Below are 14,429 nucleotides of genomic sequence, written 5' to 3' on the forward strand. Positions count from 1 at the left end.
ACCCTACTCGGCGGCCGTCTCCGATGGCGCCTCTGCCGGCCCCGAAGGCTCGGCCTCGGCACGGGGCTTGCGCCGTGAAAACAGCGACCTGAGCGTGACGTAGAACACCGGCGTCAGGAACAGGCCGACGAAGGTGACGCCGAGCATGCCGGAGAACACCGCGGTGCCGAGCGACTGGCGCATTTCCGCGCCCGGGCCTGTTGCGATCATCAGCGGCACGACGCCGAGGATGAACGAGAAGGCAGTCATCAGGATCGGCCGCAGCCTGAGCCGGCAGGCTTCGACGGCAGCCTCGGCGGCCGACAGGCCGCGTTCCTGCGCCTGCCGCGCGAATTCGACGATCAGGATCGCGTTCTTGGCGGCAAGCCCGATCAGCACGATGAGGCCGATCTGCACGAGGATGTTGTTGTCCAGCCCTCGGAAAGACACGCCGAGCAACGCCGCGAGCACGCCGAGCGGCACCACCAGCACAATGGCGAACGGCAGCACCCAGCTTTCATATTGCGCCGCCAGCGCCAGGAACACGAACAGCACCGACAATGCGAAGATATAGACAGCGGCATTGCCGGTGTTGCGCTCCTGATAGGCGAGCTCGGTCCATTCATAGGAGGTACCGGCCGGCAGCGTCTTTGCCGTGATCCCTTCCATCAATGCCAGCGCGTCGCCCGTGGAAACGCCGGGCGCGGCGTTGCCCTGCAGCGGCACCGAGACGTACATGTTGTAGCGCTGGACCAGCGCCGGGCCGGTGACGTCGCGGATCTCGATCAACGTGCCGAGCGGAACCAGCGCGCCGGTCGCCGAGCGCACCTTCAGTTTCAAGATGTCGGCGCGATCGAGGCGGAACGCCTGGTCGGCCTGCGCCCGCACCTGGTAGACGCGCCCGAAAGCGTTGAAGTCGTTGACGTAGGCGGTGCCCAAATTGATCGACAGCGTCTCGAAGATGTTGGGGATCGGCACGTTCAGGATGCGCGCCTTGTCGCGATCGATCGCCAGGAAGAATTGCGGGCTCGACGCGGAGAACGTGGTGAACACGCCCGTCAGCCCCGGCGTCTTGTTGGCCTCGCCGGCGATTTCGTTGGCAAGCGCCAGGATCTGCCGCATGTCGGCGCTGTTGCGCTCCTGGATCTGCAGCTTGAAGCCGCCGGCATTGCCGACGCCGCGGATCGGCGGCGGCGGCAGTGCGATAATGAAGGCTTCCTTGATGCTTTGCAGGCTCCCGAACAGATTGCCGATGACCTGAGTCGCCGACTGGCCGGCTTTCAGTCGCTCGTCAAACGGCCTGAACCTGGCGAAGATCACGCCCGCGTTGCTGGCGTTGGTGAAGGTCGCGCCGGAGAAGCCGGCGAAGGCGACTGCGTAGTCGACGCCTGGCGTTTTCTGGATGATCTGCGACGCCTGCTGGATGACAGCATCGGTTCTCGACAGCGAGGCGCCGTCCGGCAACTGGACGACGACGATCGCATAGCCCTGGTCGAGCGACGGAATGAAACCGCGCGGCACCGTCTGCACCATGTAGACCGTGGCGTAGATGAGGGCCGCGAAAACGGCCAGCATGGCGGTGATCGCTATCCACGAGCCGACCAGCACGCGGACGATGCTCGCATACCAATGGGCGACCCTGTCGAAGCCGCTGTTAAAGCCGTCGGCGAGCGCCCGTCCGAACCGCGCCAGGAAAAAGCGCGGCGGCGCCGCCGCGGCGTGGTGCGGCTTGAACAGCAGTGCGGCCAGCGCCGGCGAAAGCGTCAGCGAATTGAATGCCGAGATCGCCGTCGACACCGCGATGGTGATCGCAAACTGCAGGTAGAACTGCCCAGAAATGCCGGGGATGAAGGCTGTCGGTACGAACACGGCTATCAGCACCAGCGAGATCGCGATGACCGCCGTTCCGACTTCGTCCATGGTCAGGTGCGACGCCGGATTGGGCGCCATCCCGCTGGCGATATTGCGCTCGACGTTTTCGACCACGACGATCGCATCGTCGACGACGATGCCGATCGCCAGAACGAGGCCGAACAGCGTCAGCATGTTGAGCGAGAAGCCGGCGGCGTAAAGCACCGCCAGCGTGCCGATCAGCGACACGGGGATCGCCACGATCGGCACGATCGCCATGCGCCACGATTGTAGGAAGACGATGATGACGATGATGACCAGCAGCATCGCCTCGAGGATCGTCTTGTAGACCTCCTGGATCGACTCGGCGACGAACTCGGTCGGATTGTAGACGATGTCGTAGCTCAATCCCTTCGGGAAGTCGCCTGAAAGCTCCTTCATCTTGTCCTGGATCTCCGCGGCTGCGGCGAGCGCATTGGTGCCCGGCCGCTGGAAGATGGCGAGCGCCACCGCCGGTTTGCCGTTGAGATAGGAGTTGGTGACATAATCCTTGGCGCCGAGCTCGATGCGCGCCACGTCCTGCAGCGAGATCAGGCGGCCGTCGTCGGTCGATTTGACGATCACGTATCGGAAGTCGCGTGCGTCGTTGAAGCGGCCTTGCGTGGTGACCGTGTACTGGAACGCCGTGCCGGTGTTGGTCGGCGGCGCGCCGATCGAGCCGCCCGACACCTGGACATTCTGGTCGCGCAGCGCCTGCACCACATCGCCCGAGGTCATCCCCAGGGCGGACAGTTTTTCCGGATCGAGCCAGATGCGCAGCGAGTATTCGCGTTCGCCGAAGATGATGAGGTCGCCGACGCCGTCTAACCTGAGCAGTATGTCGCGCACCCGCGAGCGGGCGTAGTTCGAGACGTAGAGCTGGTCGTAGGTATTGTCGGGCGACAGCATGTGCACGACCATCATCAGGTCGGGCGAGCTCTTGGTGGTGGTGATGCCGAGGCGGCGGACTTCTTCGGGCAGGCGCGGCTCGGCGACCGACACGCGGTTCTGCACCAGCACCTGCGCCTGGTCGAGATCGGTGCCCAGCTTGAAGGTGATGGTCAGCGCCATCGCCCCGTCGCCCGACGAATAGGACGACATGTAGAGCATGCCCTCGACGCCGTTGATCTCCTGCTCGATCGGCGTTGCCACCGTCGCTGCGACCGTCTCGGCGTCGGCGCCCGGATACTGCGCGCGAACGACGATGGTCGGCGGCGCGATCTCGGGATATTGCGCAACCGGTAGCTGGGTATAAGCAATCCCGCCGAGGATCAGCAGGACGATCGAAACGACCGATGCGAAGATCGGACGGTCGACGAAGAAATGTGCGAACCTCATTGCTGCAACTCGGCGGTCTCGGCCTTGGGCGGCAACGTCACCATCTCGACCTTCACCTTGGTGCCGGGCCTGGCGTGCATCAGCCCGTTGACGATGATCGTCTCGTCGCCGGTCAGGCCCTGGCGGATCACCCGGTAGCCGTCGAGACGCGGGCCGGTGCGCACGGGCTTCGCCGACACCATCCCGGCCTCATCCACCAGGAACACGATGCGGCGATCCTGATCGGCGCCGATCGCCTCGTCGGGCACCAGCACGCCGCTATGCGGCAGCGACCCCGGCACGTTGATGCGCCCGAACATGCCTGGCTGGAGAACGCCGTCGGCGTTGGGAAACCTTGCACGCACCCGCATGGTGCCGGTCGCGTTGTCGATCCGGTTCTCGGCAAAGTCGAGCTTGCCTTTGAATACCGCCTCCGCGCGGTCGGCGACGCGAACCACCACATCGAGCCCGCCGGCGCCTTCCTGCATGCTGCCGCCGCGCTCCTTCGCGTCGCGGGCGTAGCTGAAATACAGGCGCTCATCGACGTCGAAATAGAAGTCGATCGGATCGCGCGTAACGATGGTCGTCAGCAAGGTGGAATCCGGCTGAACGAGGTTGCCGACTGACACCAGCCGGCGGTCGATGCGGCCGGACAGGGGCGCCTTGATCTCGGTGAATTCCATGTTCAGGCTGGCCGTCGTCAGCGCAGCCGTCGCGCCCTGCATCTGCGCCTGCGCCGAAAGGTATTCCCGCCGGCGGTCGTCGACCGTCGCGGTTGAGATATTGCCGGTCTTGGCGAGTTCGTCGGCGCGATCCAGCTGCATCTTGGAGAATTCGAGCAGACTCTTGGCGACGTCCACCTGCGATTTGGCGGCATCATAAGCCGCCTGGTACGGACGCTTGTCGATGGTGAAGAGCAGGTCGCCCTTGTTGACCAGTGCGCCGTCCTGGAAGCTGACCTTGTCCAGATAGCCGCTGACGCGCGAGCGGATGGCGACCTGGTCGACGGCTTCGAAGCGCCCGACGAACTCGTCGTCTTCGACGATTTCACGAACCACCGGCTTGGCCGCCGTCACCTCGGGTAGCTGCTGGTCCTGCGCGAACGCAGCGCTGCTGAAAGCCATGCCGAGCAGGAATGCCGCCGACACGGCGGCGCGGGCAAGCCAGTCGGCCGATCGACGGGGCCGCCCGCCCGCGTCGCGATGCAACTGCCCATTCCCTGGGGTGTCCATTTGCGTCCTCGCTCGCTGGACCCGGAGGTCGGTTGATCCGCTTCTACGCTCAGGCTTTTCGTTGAGATCAGAGCACTGCAGTGTTGTGTATGGCGACATGATCATTTTCCATGTGGGCTGAAATGTCCACCCTGTGGCTGCCTCGCCATCGGGCTAGGGCCAGTCGCGATTTAAAGGAAACCGGACCGTCCGCTTCCGGCCCAAGGCAGACGATTGTCTTCGCCCAAGTCTGGCCGCCGCCAGCAAGAATTCGTCCTCCCCCTAAACTCCCAGCGTCGGCTCGGTATTCACCTCCAGCGCCTCTTCCGCCTCGTGATCGTCGGGCAGGACCTCGCCGTGCACCCCCAGCGGCCGGCCTATCCAGATCGGGTCGACCAGGTGGTCGCGCTTGGGATTGGTGGTGTTCGGGTGGATGAGGATGCTCAGGCCGCCGTGGTTCAGCATCAGCCATGGAACCAGCGTAGCGAAAATCTCGGTGGCGAAGGAGACCTGGTACATCGCCTGTTCATGCGGGCCGACCGGCTCGTCGCGCCAATTGCCCAGGCGCACGCGGAAACGCTCGCCGATGCGCAGGCGCAGCCATTCGGCATGTTGCCGCTCGGCCTGCCCGTCATAGTAGATATGCGCGTGATAGCTGGCAATTTCCGAAAGCGGCCTTGGACTGGCGGCGTCTTCGTTCACCTTGATGCTCTCCTTCGATGATTAGACCCGAAGCATGGAAGGTCGACCTTGTCGATTGATGCCGCGTCTTGCAGGACCGGGACAACCGTCTCACTACCCACCCTAGTCACCCACGCGCTGCAGTGTGCCGAGATGATTGCCGTCGAGGAACTCCAGGGTCATGGCCGACGCCTTGCCGTCGGGGCCGAGCACAAAGCTTACGCCAGATGGCGCGTCCGGCGTCTCGGCGTCCGGATAGGTCAGGAACATGTCGCGGTCGAAATGCTTCAGCGAATACGACCGGGCGCCGCCCGGCCCGACCTTGAGCACAAGGCCGTCACCCTCACCCGACACAACCGCATCGCCGATGAAGTCATTGAAATAACGGCCTTTATAGGCGCTGGCCGGCCCGGCCGGGCTTGCCGGAGACGGCGGCGAAGCATAGGTGGCCTTGGCCGCCGCGACAGCCGGGCCGAACAGGCTCGCATAGGCGTCGTCCCATGCCTTGACCCAGTCCTTCTCGACCTTTCCGTCAAAGGCCATGTCGGCAAAGCTCTCGGACAGCCCTTCCGGCACCCCTGTCGAAAAGGCATTGGCGACGATCACGATGCCAAGCTTCTCCTCCGGGAAAAGTGTCACCAGCGTGCGGGCACCGACGCTGAAGGCGCCGGCATGGCCCCAGCTCAGCCCGTGCCGGCCGAATTCGACATTCCAGCCGAGGCCGTAGAAGGACTCGCCGCCGGAGACGGGGTTTTTGCCCCGCGTCATCAGGGGAACATGCGTCTCAGCCAGCGCATCGGCGGCAATCAGCGGCTTGCCGTCATAGACGCCATTGCCGAGCACCAGCCGCATCCATTGCGAGAGATCGCGCGCGGTGGAGCTGACGCCGCCGGCCGGCGCCTGCGCATCCGGGTCGCGCTTTATCTTCGCCGCCCAGACGCCATCGACCCTGACATGCAGTGCGGCGCGGTTGGCATGCTTGAGGAAATCCGCATAACGCGAACTGGTCGAATTCATTCCAAGCGGGCGGTAGAGCTTCTCCTCGGCCACCTCTTCCCAGGATTTGCCGGTCGGCCTGGCGGCCGCGACGGCACCCTCGGTCAGTCCGAAATTGCTGTAGGAATAGCCGGCGCGAAAGCTCGACAATGGCGGCACGAAGCGCAGCCGATGCAGGATCTCGGCGCGGTCATAGCCGATGCCCTCGAGGTCGTCGCCGGCGGTGCCGGGCAGTCCGCTGCGATGCGAGAACAGGTCGCGGACCGTCAGCTCGCTGGTCGGATAGGGATCGGACAGCCGGAAGGCCGGATCTAGGTCAGCGATTTTGGTGTCCCAGGAAACAATCTTCTCGCCGACCAGCGCCGCCACGATCGTTGATGAGACCGGCTTGGAAAGCGAGGCGATCTGGAACACCGTGTCGGCGTCGACGGTCTCCACTTTGCCGGCCTCGCGATGCCCAAACCCTTTGAGAAAAACCACCTTGTCGTCATGGACGACACCGATGGCGAGACCAGGCACCCCGCCATCCGCGACGACGCCTTCGGCGAGTGCCTCGAGCTTGGACAGGGCTGCCGCGATCCGGTCGGGCACAATGGTGTCGGCTAACGCCGCATGCGGCGAAAGCCCGATGACGGCGATGAGGGCCCACATCCGCCAACGGTGCAGAGTCCGATCCAGCCGCACGCTCCAGTTCCTCCCTGCATGCACTGGTCATACTACAGGCCGACGCAGGGAAGGCCAGCCCTCGCCTGCGCGGTAGAGCGAAGTCCGCTGCGCGATCCCAGCGGCCTCCCTGGGGAGCCAGCCGGTCAACGGTATCGAACCGACCATCGCTCAACGGCGACGACCGTCATGAAGAACCCGATCGACAACAGGGATGAGAGCACGATGGCGGCATAGAGCCGGTCGGACTGATAGTTGAAGGTCGCCTGGATGATCAGCGCGCCGAGACCTTTGTCGGAGCCGATCCACTCGCCGACGATCGCACCGATCACCGCGGTCGCCGAGGCGATCCGCAGCGAAGCGAAAAGCATCGGCAGCGCGCGCGGCAGGCGCAGGCGCCAGAACACCTCCCAACGCGTCGCCGACAGCACGCGGAAGAGCTCGTGCTCGCTGGCGCTGGCCGATTCCAGACCCCGGATCATGTTGATGAGCGTTGGGAAGAAACAGATCACTGCCGCGATCACGATCTTGGGCAGCATGCCGAGGCCGAAGATGAGGATGATGACAGGGGCCAGCGCAAGAACCGGGATCGTGTTGAAGAACAGCACGACCGGAAAATAGGCGGCCTGAAGCGTACGGCTGTGCACGAAGGCGACCGCCAGCAGCACCGCAGCGAGGTTCCCGAGCACGAAGCCGGAGAGCGCCTCGATGGCCGTCGGCCAGAGGTTCGACAGCAGAAGCGATCCGTTCCTGGCAAACACGCCCGCGATCGCGGTCGGCGTCGGAACGATGTAGGCGGGCACGCCGGCGAGCGGCAGCAGGACCTGCCATGCGAGAATGAGCGAGCCAGCGCCGAGGATCGGCAGCACAGTCTGCGCGAACGGCGAAAGCGGGACACGGGTCACGAGGCCGCTCCAAGAGCGGAGCGCATCCTGGCCATTGCCGCGACGATCGCCGGATCCTCCCGCGAGCATCTGTTGTCCGGTCCCTTCAGCGGACGAAGGTCGTGGTCGGCGACGATCCGTCCGGGATGCGCCGCAAGCACGATCACCCGCTGCCCGAGATAGACGGCTTCGGCAATGGAGTGCGTCACGAACAGCACGGTCGTTCCGGTCCGCCGCCAAAGGTTCAGCAATTCGTCGTTGAGGCGATCGCGGGTGATCTCGTCAAGCGCGCCAAAGGGCTCGTCCATCAGAAGCAGGCGCGGCTCGCCAAGCAGCGCCCTGGCGATCGCCAGCCTTTGGCGTTGTCCGCCGGAAAGCTGATGCGGCAGGCGCTCACTGAGCGCCGACAGGCCGACGAGTTCGAGCAACTCGTCGGCCCGGTCGTCAATCATGCGCGACAGGCTGCGGCGGCCCACCTGGATCGGCAGCCGCACATTCTCGCGCGCCGTGCGCCACGGCAAAAGGGTTGCGTCCTGGAAGACGAAGCCCACGCCGCGGCCGGAGCGCACCGCCGACGGCGTTTCGCCCATCACGCGTATCGTGCCCGCGAGTGGCACCAGCAGGTCGGCGACAACCCGCAGAAACGTCGACTTTCCGCACCCCGAAGGCCCGAGAATCGACAGGAACGTCCCGGCCTCGACCGTCAGGTCGAGACCGGAGATCACCGTCACGGGCGAGCCCCGGCCGGGATAGCCGACGTCGAGCCCGGAGGTCTCGATGGCCGGCGCCGCCATCAGGAGGCGGGCGCGCCGAGCTTCGGCCGTTCAGCCGCACTGAGTTCGAGGATCTCAGTCGTATAGACGTCCTCGGCCTTCGGCCTGCCGTTCGGATACTGGCCAATCTGGTCAAGCAGCGCGATCTGGCTCTCGATCGAGGCGGGATCGAACGTGCCCCATCCGTCCTTTTTCGTGTTGTCGTCGAACGACAGTTTCAGCACCAGGGGGATCGTCTTCTTTTCCCAGCCTGCGTCGATCTCGGGATAGGCAGCGACGAGCTTGTCGACCGCCTGCTCGGGGTTGGCGTGGACCCAGCCCCACCCCTTGGCGACCGCGCCGATGAATTTCGCCAGGGTCTCGGAATCGGAGTCGATGGCGCTGTCGGTCGCGAAGTAGACGTCGGCATAGGATGCCAGGCCCAGATCCGACAACAGAAGATCGATGCGATCATCGCCGACGACGCTGAGCGCCTGCGTGTTGGTGATCCAGCCGCCGATCGCATCCACGTCGCCACGAACGAGCGGGGCCTTGTCGAACCCGACATTGACGATGGTGACCTCGGAAGGGTCGATCTTGTTCTTCGCGAGCATCGCATCGATGGCGAAGCGCGCGGTCGGCTGCGTGCCGATCCGCATGCCCTTCAGATCTGCTACCGAGCGGATCGGCTTCGCCGGTTTCGAGGTCAGCGCATAGGGCCCGGTGCGATAGCCGCAGGCGATGATCTTCACCGGAACGCCGCTCGCCCGCGCGGCATAGAGTTGAGGCGATTCGGAGAATTGGCCGAGTTGGGCGGCGCCGGACACCACTGGCGGCACGGTGGCGGCGTTCGGTCCGCCGGGGCTGAACTCGACTTCGAGCCCGGCCTCCTTGAAGTAGCCATTGGCGACGGCTGCCACGTCGCCGATCTGGCCGTTCGACATCAGCCAGTCATACTGGACGACGAGCTTGGCGGCAGCCGAGGCGCTGGCGCCAAACAGCTGAAGTCCCGGCCCGAAAGCCGCCAGACCGGCGGCGCCGGCCTTCAGGATCGATCTGCGATTCCACTGCGATGTGTTCCCACTCATCTTCTTGCTCCGTTGCTGGACTGTTTGCATGCGGCGCGGCCCTTCTTGCGGGGCCGTCGCGATCGGATTCACTCTTGCGTGTCGTGATAGTCGCCCGGTCCCGCGCCGGTCCAGGCGTAGAGCTCCCACAGCGTCCCGTCCGGGTCGTGGAAGTAGGCGCAGCGCGCGTTCCAGACATAGTCGCCGGGCGGCCCGACGAACGGCACTCCCTTATCCGACAGTTCGGCGTAGAGCCGGTCGACCTCGCCGGCGCTTTCGAGTTCCATGGCGACGCACGCCTTGTGCGCCTGCTTCGGCGAGCGGACATTCGAGACGCCGCAGTGGCGATTGATGTGATCCAGCTCCCATGCGGCGAGCGTCACGCGCTCGGAATGAAAATCGACAAAGCCCTCGGCGCGGCGTCTGATCCGGTAGCCGAGCTTCCCCGTATAGAAGTCGATGGTGCGGTCGATATCCTCCACAAGGAGGCAGATATCGGTGATTGCCTTGGTCTGCCCGAGCGACATGGTCATTTGCCTCGATTGATCTTTGCGGTGAGTTCGACGCCGACGCGCGATGCGGCGCCATCGATGTGCCGGCGCATCCCCTCGCCGGCAGCCTGCGGGTCGTGCGCGGCGAGCGCGTCGTAGATCCGCACGTGCTCGGCGACGTTGACCTCGACCAGGTCGTGCAGCGGGTTCGTGAGGCGGGCATAGTGGATCGACTGGCGGATCTGCTCGCAGACGAAGGAAATGAAGGTGTAGATGTAGCCGTTGCCCGTGGCCCGGGCGATCGCCCGATGGAAAAGCAGATCGGCCTCGATGCTGCCGTCCTCCCAGCGCTCCTCGCCACCCATGCGGTCCAGCGCAGCCTTGATCGCGTCAAGATCGTCGGATGTGCAGCGCGCCGCGGCCAGCGTGGCGGATTCGGTTTCGAGGATGCTGCGCAGCTCGAAGAGCTGCTCCATGTTGCGCTGGTCCTTCAGCGCTTCGCGGTCGATCCGGATGGCCGTCCGCTGTTCCGGTGCCATGACGAATGCGCCCACGCCCTGACGCGCCTCGATCATGCCATCGGCGCGAAGCTGCGCGATCGCTTCCCTGACAACATTGCGGCTGACGCCGAATTTGTCGGCGAGCTGGCTTTCGGTGGGAAGCCGGGCTCCCGGGATGATGTCGCCGCCCTCGATCTCGCGGCTCAGATGCGAGGCGACGCGATGCGGAAGCGCCTCCACGCTGCCTATGATGGACGAACGCTGCTTCATGCGGCTTTCCCCTACAAATCGCTCCGATCGGGCATGAGACACGCGGGATTGAACAGGCCCGCCGGATCGAAGGCGGCCTTGATCGCGGTATGAATCTGCCGCTCGTGCTGCGACAGACCGGCCCAGAACACGTGACTGCGACTGCGCCCCACGCCATGCTCGGCGCTGAACGAGCCGCCGAGCGCTCCAACCAGCTCATAGAGTCGGGTCAAGACCGCCTGACCCACGGTCCTCGCTTCGCCGGGCTCGCAATCCGTGGGAGGCAGCACGTTGAAATGGATGTTGCCGTCGCCCGCATGGCCGTAGGCCAGCGGTGTCCAGCCCGGCCACTCCCGCACGATGCACGCGCGGGCCTGCTCGATCAGCTTCGGCACCTCGCTGAGGCGAACCGAGAGGTCGGTGCGGACATGAAAGCCACGCCGCGCCTGCCCCTCGACCAGGCCCTCCCGGATGGCCCAGAATGTGGCGGCCTGGGAGCGGCTTTGCGCGACGACACCGTCCTTGATCAGGTCGGCCTCGAGGGCGCGCGCCAGCATCGTTTCAAGAAGTCCGCCGGCGTCTATGCCTGGCCCACAGGCGAGTTCGACGATCGCATGAACCGGACACGCCTGCGTCAACGGCGAGCGCAGGTTCGGATCGATGAGATGGGCCAGCGGCAGGCACTCCTCCCCGATGACCTCAAATGCGCTGAGAAGGTCGGAGCAGAGATGCCGCGCCATCCGGAAAAGTTCGCACGCCTGGCTGAAGCTGCCCAGCCCGACATAGGCGGTCTCGACCTGCGTTGGCCGGGGCGAGAGCCTGACCTCGACGCCGGTGACGACCCCGAGCGTCCCCTCCGCGCCGATCAGCAATTGCTTCAGGCTGTAGCCGCGATTGTCCTTGCGCAGCCCGTTCATGCCATTCCACAGTGTGCCGTCCGGCAGGACCGTCTCAAGCCCGAGCACCAGGTCACGCGTCATGCCGTAGCGCAGCACATTGATGCCGCCCGCATTGGTCGCGACGTTGCCGCCGATCGTGCACGAACCCTGCGCACCGAGCGCGAGAGGGAACGTCATGTCGGATGCTTCGGCGGCATCCTTGACGTCCTGCAGCACGGCACCGGCGTCGGCCTGCAGCGTGAAGTCCAGTGGATCGACGGAACGTATCCGGTTGAGACGCTCAAGCGACAGCACGGCGCAGTCCGAATTGTCCGGAAGCGCACCGCCGACAAGTCCGGTATTGCCGCCTTGCACGACGATGGCGACACCGCTCTGCGAGCACCATCTCACAAACGCCTGGACGTCTTCCACCGATTTTGGACGCGCGACGAAGCGGGCACTACCGCGCCGGTCGCGGCTCCAATCGACGAGGTAGCGCTCTGCCAGCGGCGACTGTCCGTCTATCAGCGCATCACCCGCCAACGGCGCAGGCAGCTCGACAATTGCGCCAGAAGCTTCGCGTTGAAGAGATGGACGATCCGTGATCATGGGTCCGATCATACGGTCATCCTACAACTTCGGCAAGTCTCCAGTTCGCCTCAGCGGACCGTCGACATCGCTTCCAGGATCTTCGCCGCCTTGATCGGGGGAAGTGCCGGATCGCGGCGAAATGATGTCAGCGGCGGGTGGAACCCGTGATCGCCCGGTGACGTAGCCAGGCGGCGAGAATGCGCAGCGGTTCGGGCGACATAAAAACAGGAACTTAAAGCGCGTCGCATGGATCCCTTCGGACGCGGCGCGCTTTGATCTCATGGCGGAACCTGAACGGTGATCTTGATCGATGAATAATAGGCGGCGACATTCGCTATATCCTCATCGCTCAAGCTCTTGGTCACGACAGTCATCTGCTCGTTCTTGCGCTCGCCTGCCTTGAAGGCCATCAACGCCTTGACAAGATAAGCCTCCTTTTGCCCGGCTATGTTCGGCGCCTCGGGCAGCTTGGCGATGCCATCCTTGCCATGGCAAACTTGGCACTTCAGCATGACCTTTTTGCCCGAAGCGGCGTCACCTCCGGCCTCAGCAAGAGACGAACAGGCAAGGAGCACAGCCAGACTTACGATCAAACCTCGCACTGCGAACTCCTACGTCCGAGGGGAAACGAGCCAGGCAGCGGCAGCAAATGTCCGCCGCCTGGCGAAGGCGTTCAGTCGCCGTAGGAAATCCGCCAGACGGCCCCGGCCAGATCGTCGGATACCAGCAGCGAGCCGTCGTTGAGCACCTGAACATCGACGGGACGGCCGAGATACTCGCCATTCTCGTTCAGCCAGCCTTCAGCGAACACTTCAGTTTTACCCGCCGTGCCGTCCTCCTTGAGCGAAGTGAACATGACCCGCGCGCCCACTGGATCGACGCGGTTCCACGAACCGTGCTGGGTCGAGAAGATGCCGCCCCGGTATTTTTCGGGGAACTGTTTGCCGGTATAGAACGAGAGGCCGAGGTCGGCCGCGTGAGCCTCTTGCTCGACCTCCGGGAAGATCACGCCTTCGGGCACCGTGGCGTCCTTGTACTCAACCGTACGAATCTTGCCGCCGCCATACCAGGGGAAGCCAAAATTCTGATCCGGTCCGGTGACACGGTTCATTTCACCCGGAGGGATGGTGTCGCCCATGCCGTCGACCTGATTGTCGTTCACCCAAAGTGTCTTGTCCTTCGGATTAAAATCGAGACCGAGGGGATTACGCATTCCGCGCGCATAAATTTTGCGATCGGTGCCGTCCTGCTTCATGCTTATGATGCCGCCGATGCCCAGTTTCTCGAATTCCGGGAGCACTTCGGGCGCTGGCACATTGAATGGCTGGCCGATGGTAATATAGAGGCGTTTATCGGGTCCGATGCGGCAGGTTCGGGCCGTGTGATTGTAGCTCTCGTCGGATGCAGGTATCAGCTCGCCCTGCTTGACGATGGCGAAAGCCGCGACGTCGGGACCTTCGTAAAAAAACTCGGCGGCCGGGAACCACAATACGCGGTTCTGTTCGGCCAGGTAGAGGTGGCCATCCCTGGAGAAACAGACGCCGTTCGGGACTGCCATCTTGATCGAAGGCGCGAAGACCTTCACATCATCGGCGACGCGATCCTTGTTGCGGTCGGTCATCGAATAGACAAGCTCCTTGCGGGTACCGACGAACGTCACCACACCCTGTGGTCCCACGGCCATATGACGCGCGTCGGGAACGATGGCATAGAGGTTGATCTTAAAGCCGTCCGGGACTTTGATTTTCGCTGCGATGGCCTTGAGGGCTTCGGCGTTTTCCCCCGTCTGCGGGATCGGTTCCATCATCGGTGTGCCGGTAGTCTTGAAGCCGCCGAGTTTCTCGAGATTGGTGTCCTGTGCAAAGGCGGACGTTACGCAAAAGGTGGCAGCGCATGTCAAAACGAAAGCGAGTTTCTTGATCACGATATCCTCCCACGTGGCCAGCTTTGCGGCATCTGTGGTAGCCAGATACAACATTGCGGGCGGTTGCTCTGTGCGAAATTACCAGCGCCGAGCATGATCTGCCGGTCGGACTTGACGACCGAAAACGTTGCATAACTCAACCCACCTGACGATCACTTGGGACGGCTGGTTGCCACCACAGCATAACATGTTGGCTCGCCGGGCACCAATGATGAACGCCAGGCTGGTCGCGACCCGATTGGATTGAGAGGCACCTGGGCCGAGGCTTGCAACCGCCCTCTCCCCTCGACCGACCGCGCTGGGAAGGCCGTGACCTCGCGCGGTCAGAAGCGCAGATTGGTCCTTCGCCGTTGGTT

The 14,429-nt window shown here is 64.1% G+C and carries 12 protein-coding genes; all 12 read right to left on the bottom strand.

Annotation, left to right across the window (positions count from 1 at the left end; all coding sequences use genetic code 11):
• Nucleotides 1-3: 3 nt before the first annotated feature.
• On the bottom strand, nucleotides 4-3,207 hold the full coding sequence (locus E5X88_RS02780) for an efflux RND transporter permease subunit (protein ID WP_292158017.1): 3,204 nt from the start codon (nucleotides 3,205-3,207) through the stop codon (nucleotides 4-6).
• Nucleotides 3,204-4,310: an efflux RND transporter periplasmic adaptor subunit gene (locus E5X88_RS02785; protein ID WP_292158324.1), complete on the bottom strand. Its 1,107-nt coding sequence runs from the start codon at nucleotides 4,308-4,310 to the stop codon at nucleotides 3,204-3,206. The genes E5X88_RS02780 and E5X88_RS02785 overlap by 4 nt, the downstream gene beginning before the upstream one ends.
• A 369-nt stretch (nucleotides 4,311-4,679) precedes the next feature.
• Complete coding sequence (locus E5X88_RS02790) at nucleotides 4,680-5,099, bottom strand: DOPA 4,5-dioxygenase family protein (protein WP_292158019.1); 420 nt, start codon at nucleotides 5,097-5,099, stop codon at nucleotides 4,680-4,682.
• 102 nt (nucleotides 5,100-5,201) lie between these two features.
• Entirely contained in the window at nucleotides 5,202-6,758 is a 1,557-nt protein-coding gene (locus E5X88_RS02795; RefSeq protein ID WP_292158021.1) for a serine hydrolase, read from the bottom strand.
• Between the two features lie 125 nt (nucleotides 6,759-6,883).
• On the bottom strand, nucleotides 6,884-7,642 hold the full coding sequence (locus E5X88_RS02800; protein ID WP_292158023.1) for an ABC transporter permease: 759 nt from the start codon (nucleotides 7,640-7,642) through the stop codon (nucleotides 6,884-6,886).
• Entirely contained in the window at nucleotides 7,639-8,418 is a 780-nt protein-coding gene (locus tag E5X88_RS02805; RefSeq protein ID WP_292158326.1) for an ABC transporter ATP-binding protein, read from the bottom strand. Before E5X88_RS02805 ends, E5X88_RS02800 begins: the two co-directional genes overlap by 4 nt.
• Entirely contained in the window at nucleotides 8,415-9,461 is a 1,047-nt protein-coding gene (locus tag E5X88_RS02810; RefSeq protein WP_292158025.1) for an ABC transporter substrate-binding protein, read from the bottom strand. Before E5X88_RS02810 ends, E5X88_RS02805 begins: the two co-directional genes overlap by 4 nt.
• A 68-nt stretch (nucleotides 9,462-9,529) precedes the next feature.
• A complete protein-coding gene (locus E5X88_RS02815; protein ID WP_292158029.1) occupies nucleotides 9,530-9,973 on the bottom strand; it encodes a VOC family protein in 444 nt (147 codons plus the stop codon).
• Nucleotides 9,970-10,701, bottom strand: coding sequence for a FadR/GntR family transcriptional regulator (locus E5X88_RS02820; protein WP_292158031.1), 732 nt, complete (start codon nucleotides 10,699-10,701; stop codon nucleotides 9,970-9,972). Before E5X88_RS02820 ends, E5X88_RS02815 begins: the two co-directional genes overlap by 4 nt.
• A gap of 11 nt (nucleotides 10,702-10,712) precedes the next feature.
• The gene (locus E5X88_RS02825; protein WP_292158033.1) at nucleotides 10,713-12,179 is read right to left on the bottom strand and encodes an FAD-binding oxidoreductase; all 1,467 of its coding nucleotides are present in this window, start codon (nucleotides 12,177-12,179) and stop codon (nucleotides 10,713-10,715) included.
• Between the two features lie 248 nt (nucleotides 12,180-12,427).
• Nucleotides 12,428-12,751, bottom strand: a complete 324-nt coding sequence (locus E5X88_RS02830) for a cytochrome c (protein ID WP_366929925.1) — start codon at nucleotides 12,749-12,751, stop codon at nucleotides 12,428-12,430.
• A 71-nt stretch (nucleotides 12,752-12,822) separates the two neighbouring features.
• Nucleotides 12,823-14,049, bottom strand: a complete 1,227-nt coding sequence (locus E5X88_RS02835) for a PQQ-dependent sugar dehydrogenase (protein WP_292158330.1) — start codon at nucleotides 14,047-14,049, stop codon at nucleotides 12,823-12,825.
• Nucleotides 14,050-14,429: the final 380 nt, after the last annotated feature.

This window comes from Mesorhizobium sp., assembly GCF_004962245.1.
GTDB lineage: Bacteria > Pseudomonadota > Alphaproteobacteria > Rhizobiales > Rhizobiaceae > Mesorhizobium.

Coding starts and splice junctions, on each gene's coding strand:
- E5X88_RS02780 (WP_292158017.1), bottom strand. CDS start 3,207: ATGAGGTTCGCACATTTCTTCGTCGACCGTCCGATCTTCGCATCGGTC.
- E5X88_RS02785 (WP_292158324.1), bottom strand. CDS start 4,310: ATGGCTTTCAGCAGCGCTGCGTTCGCGCAGGACCAGCAGCTACCCGAG.
- E5X88_RS02810 (WP_292158025.1), bottom strand. CDS start 9,461: ATGAGTGGGAACACATCGCAGTGGAATCGCAGATCGATCCTGAAGGCC.
- E5X88_RS02815 (WP_292158029.1), bottom strand. CDS start 9,973: ATGACCATGTCGCTCGGGCAGACCAAGGCAATCACCGATATCTGCCTC.
- E5X88_RS02820 (WP_292158031.1), bottom strand. CDS start 10,701: ATGAAGCAGCGTTCGTCCATCATAGGCAGCGTGGAGGCGCTTCCGCAT.
- E5X88_RS02825 (WP_292158033.1), bottom strand. CDS start 12,179: ATGATCGGACCCATGATCACGGATCGTCCATCTCTTCAACGCGAAGCT.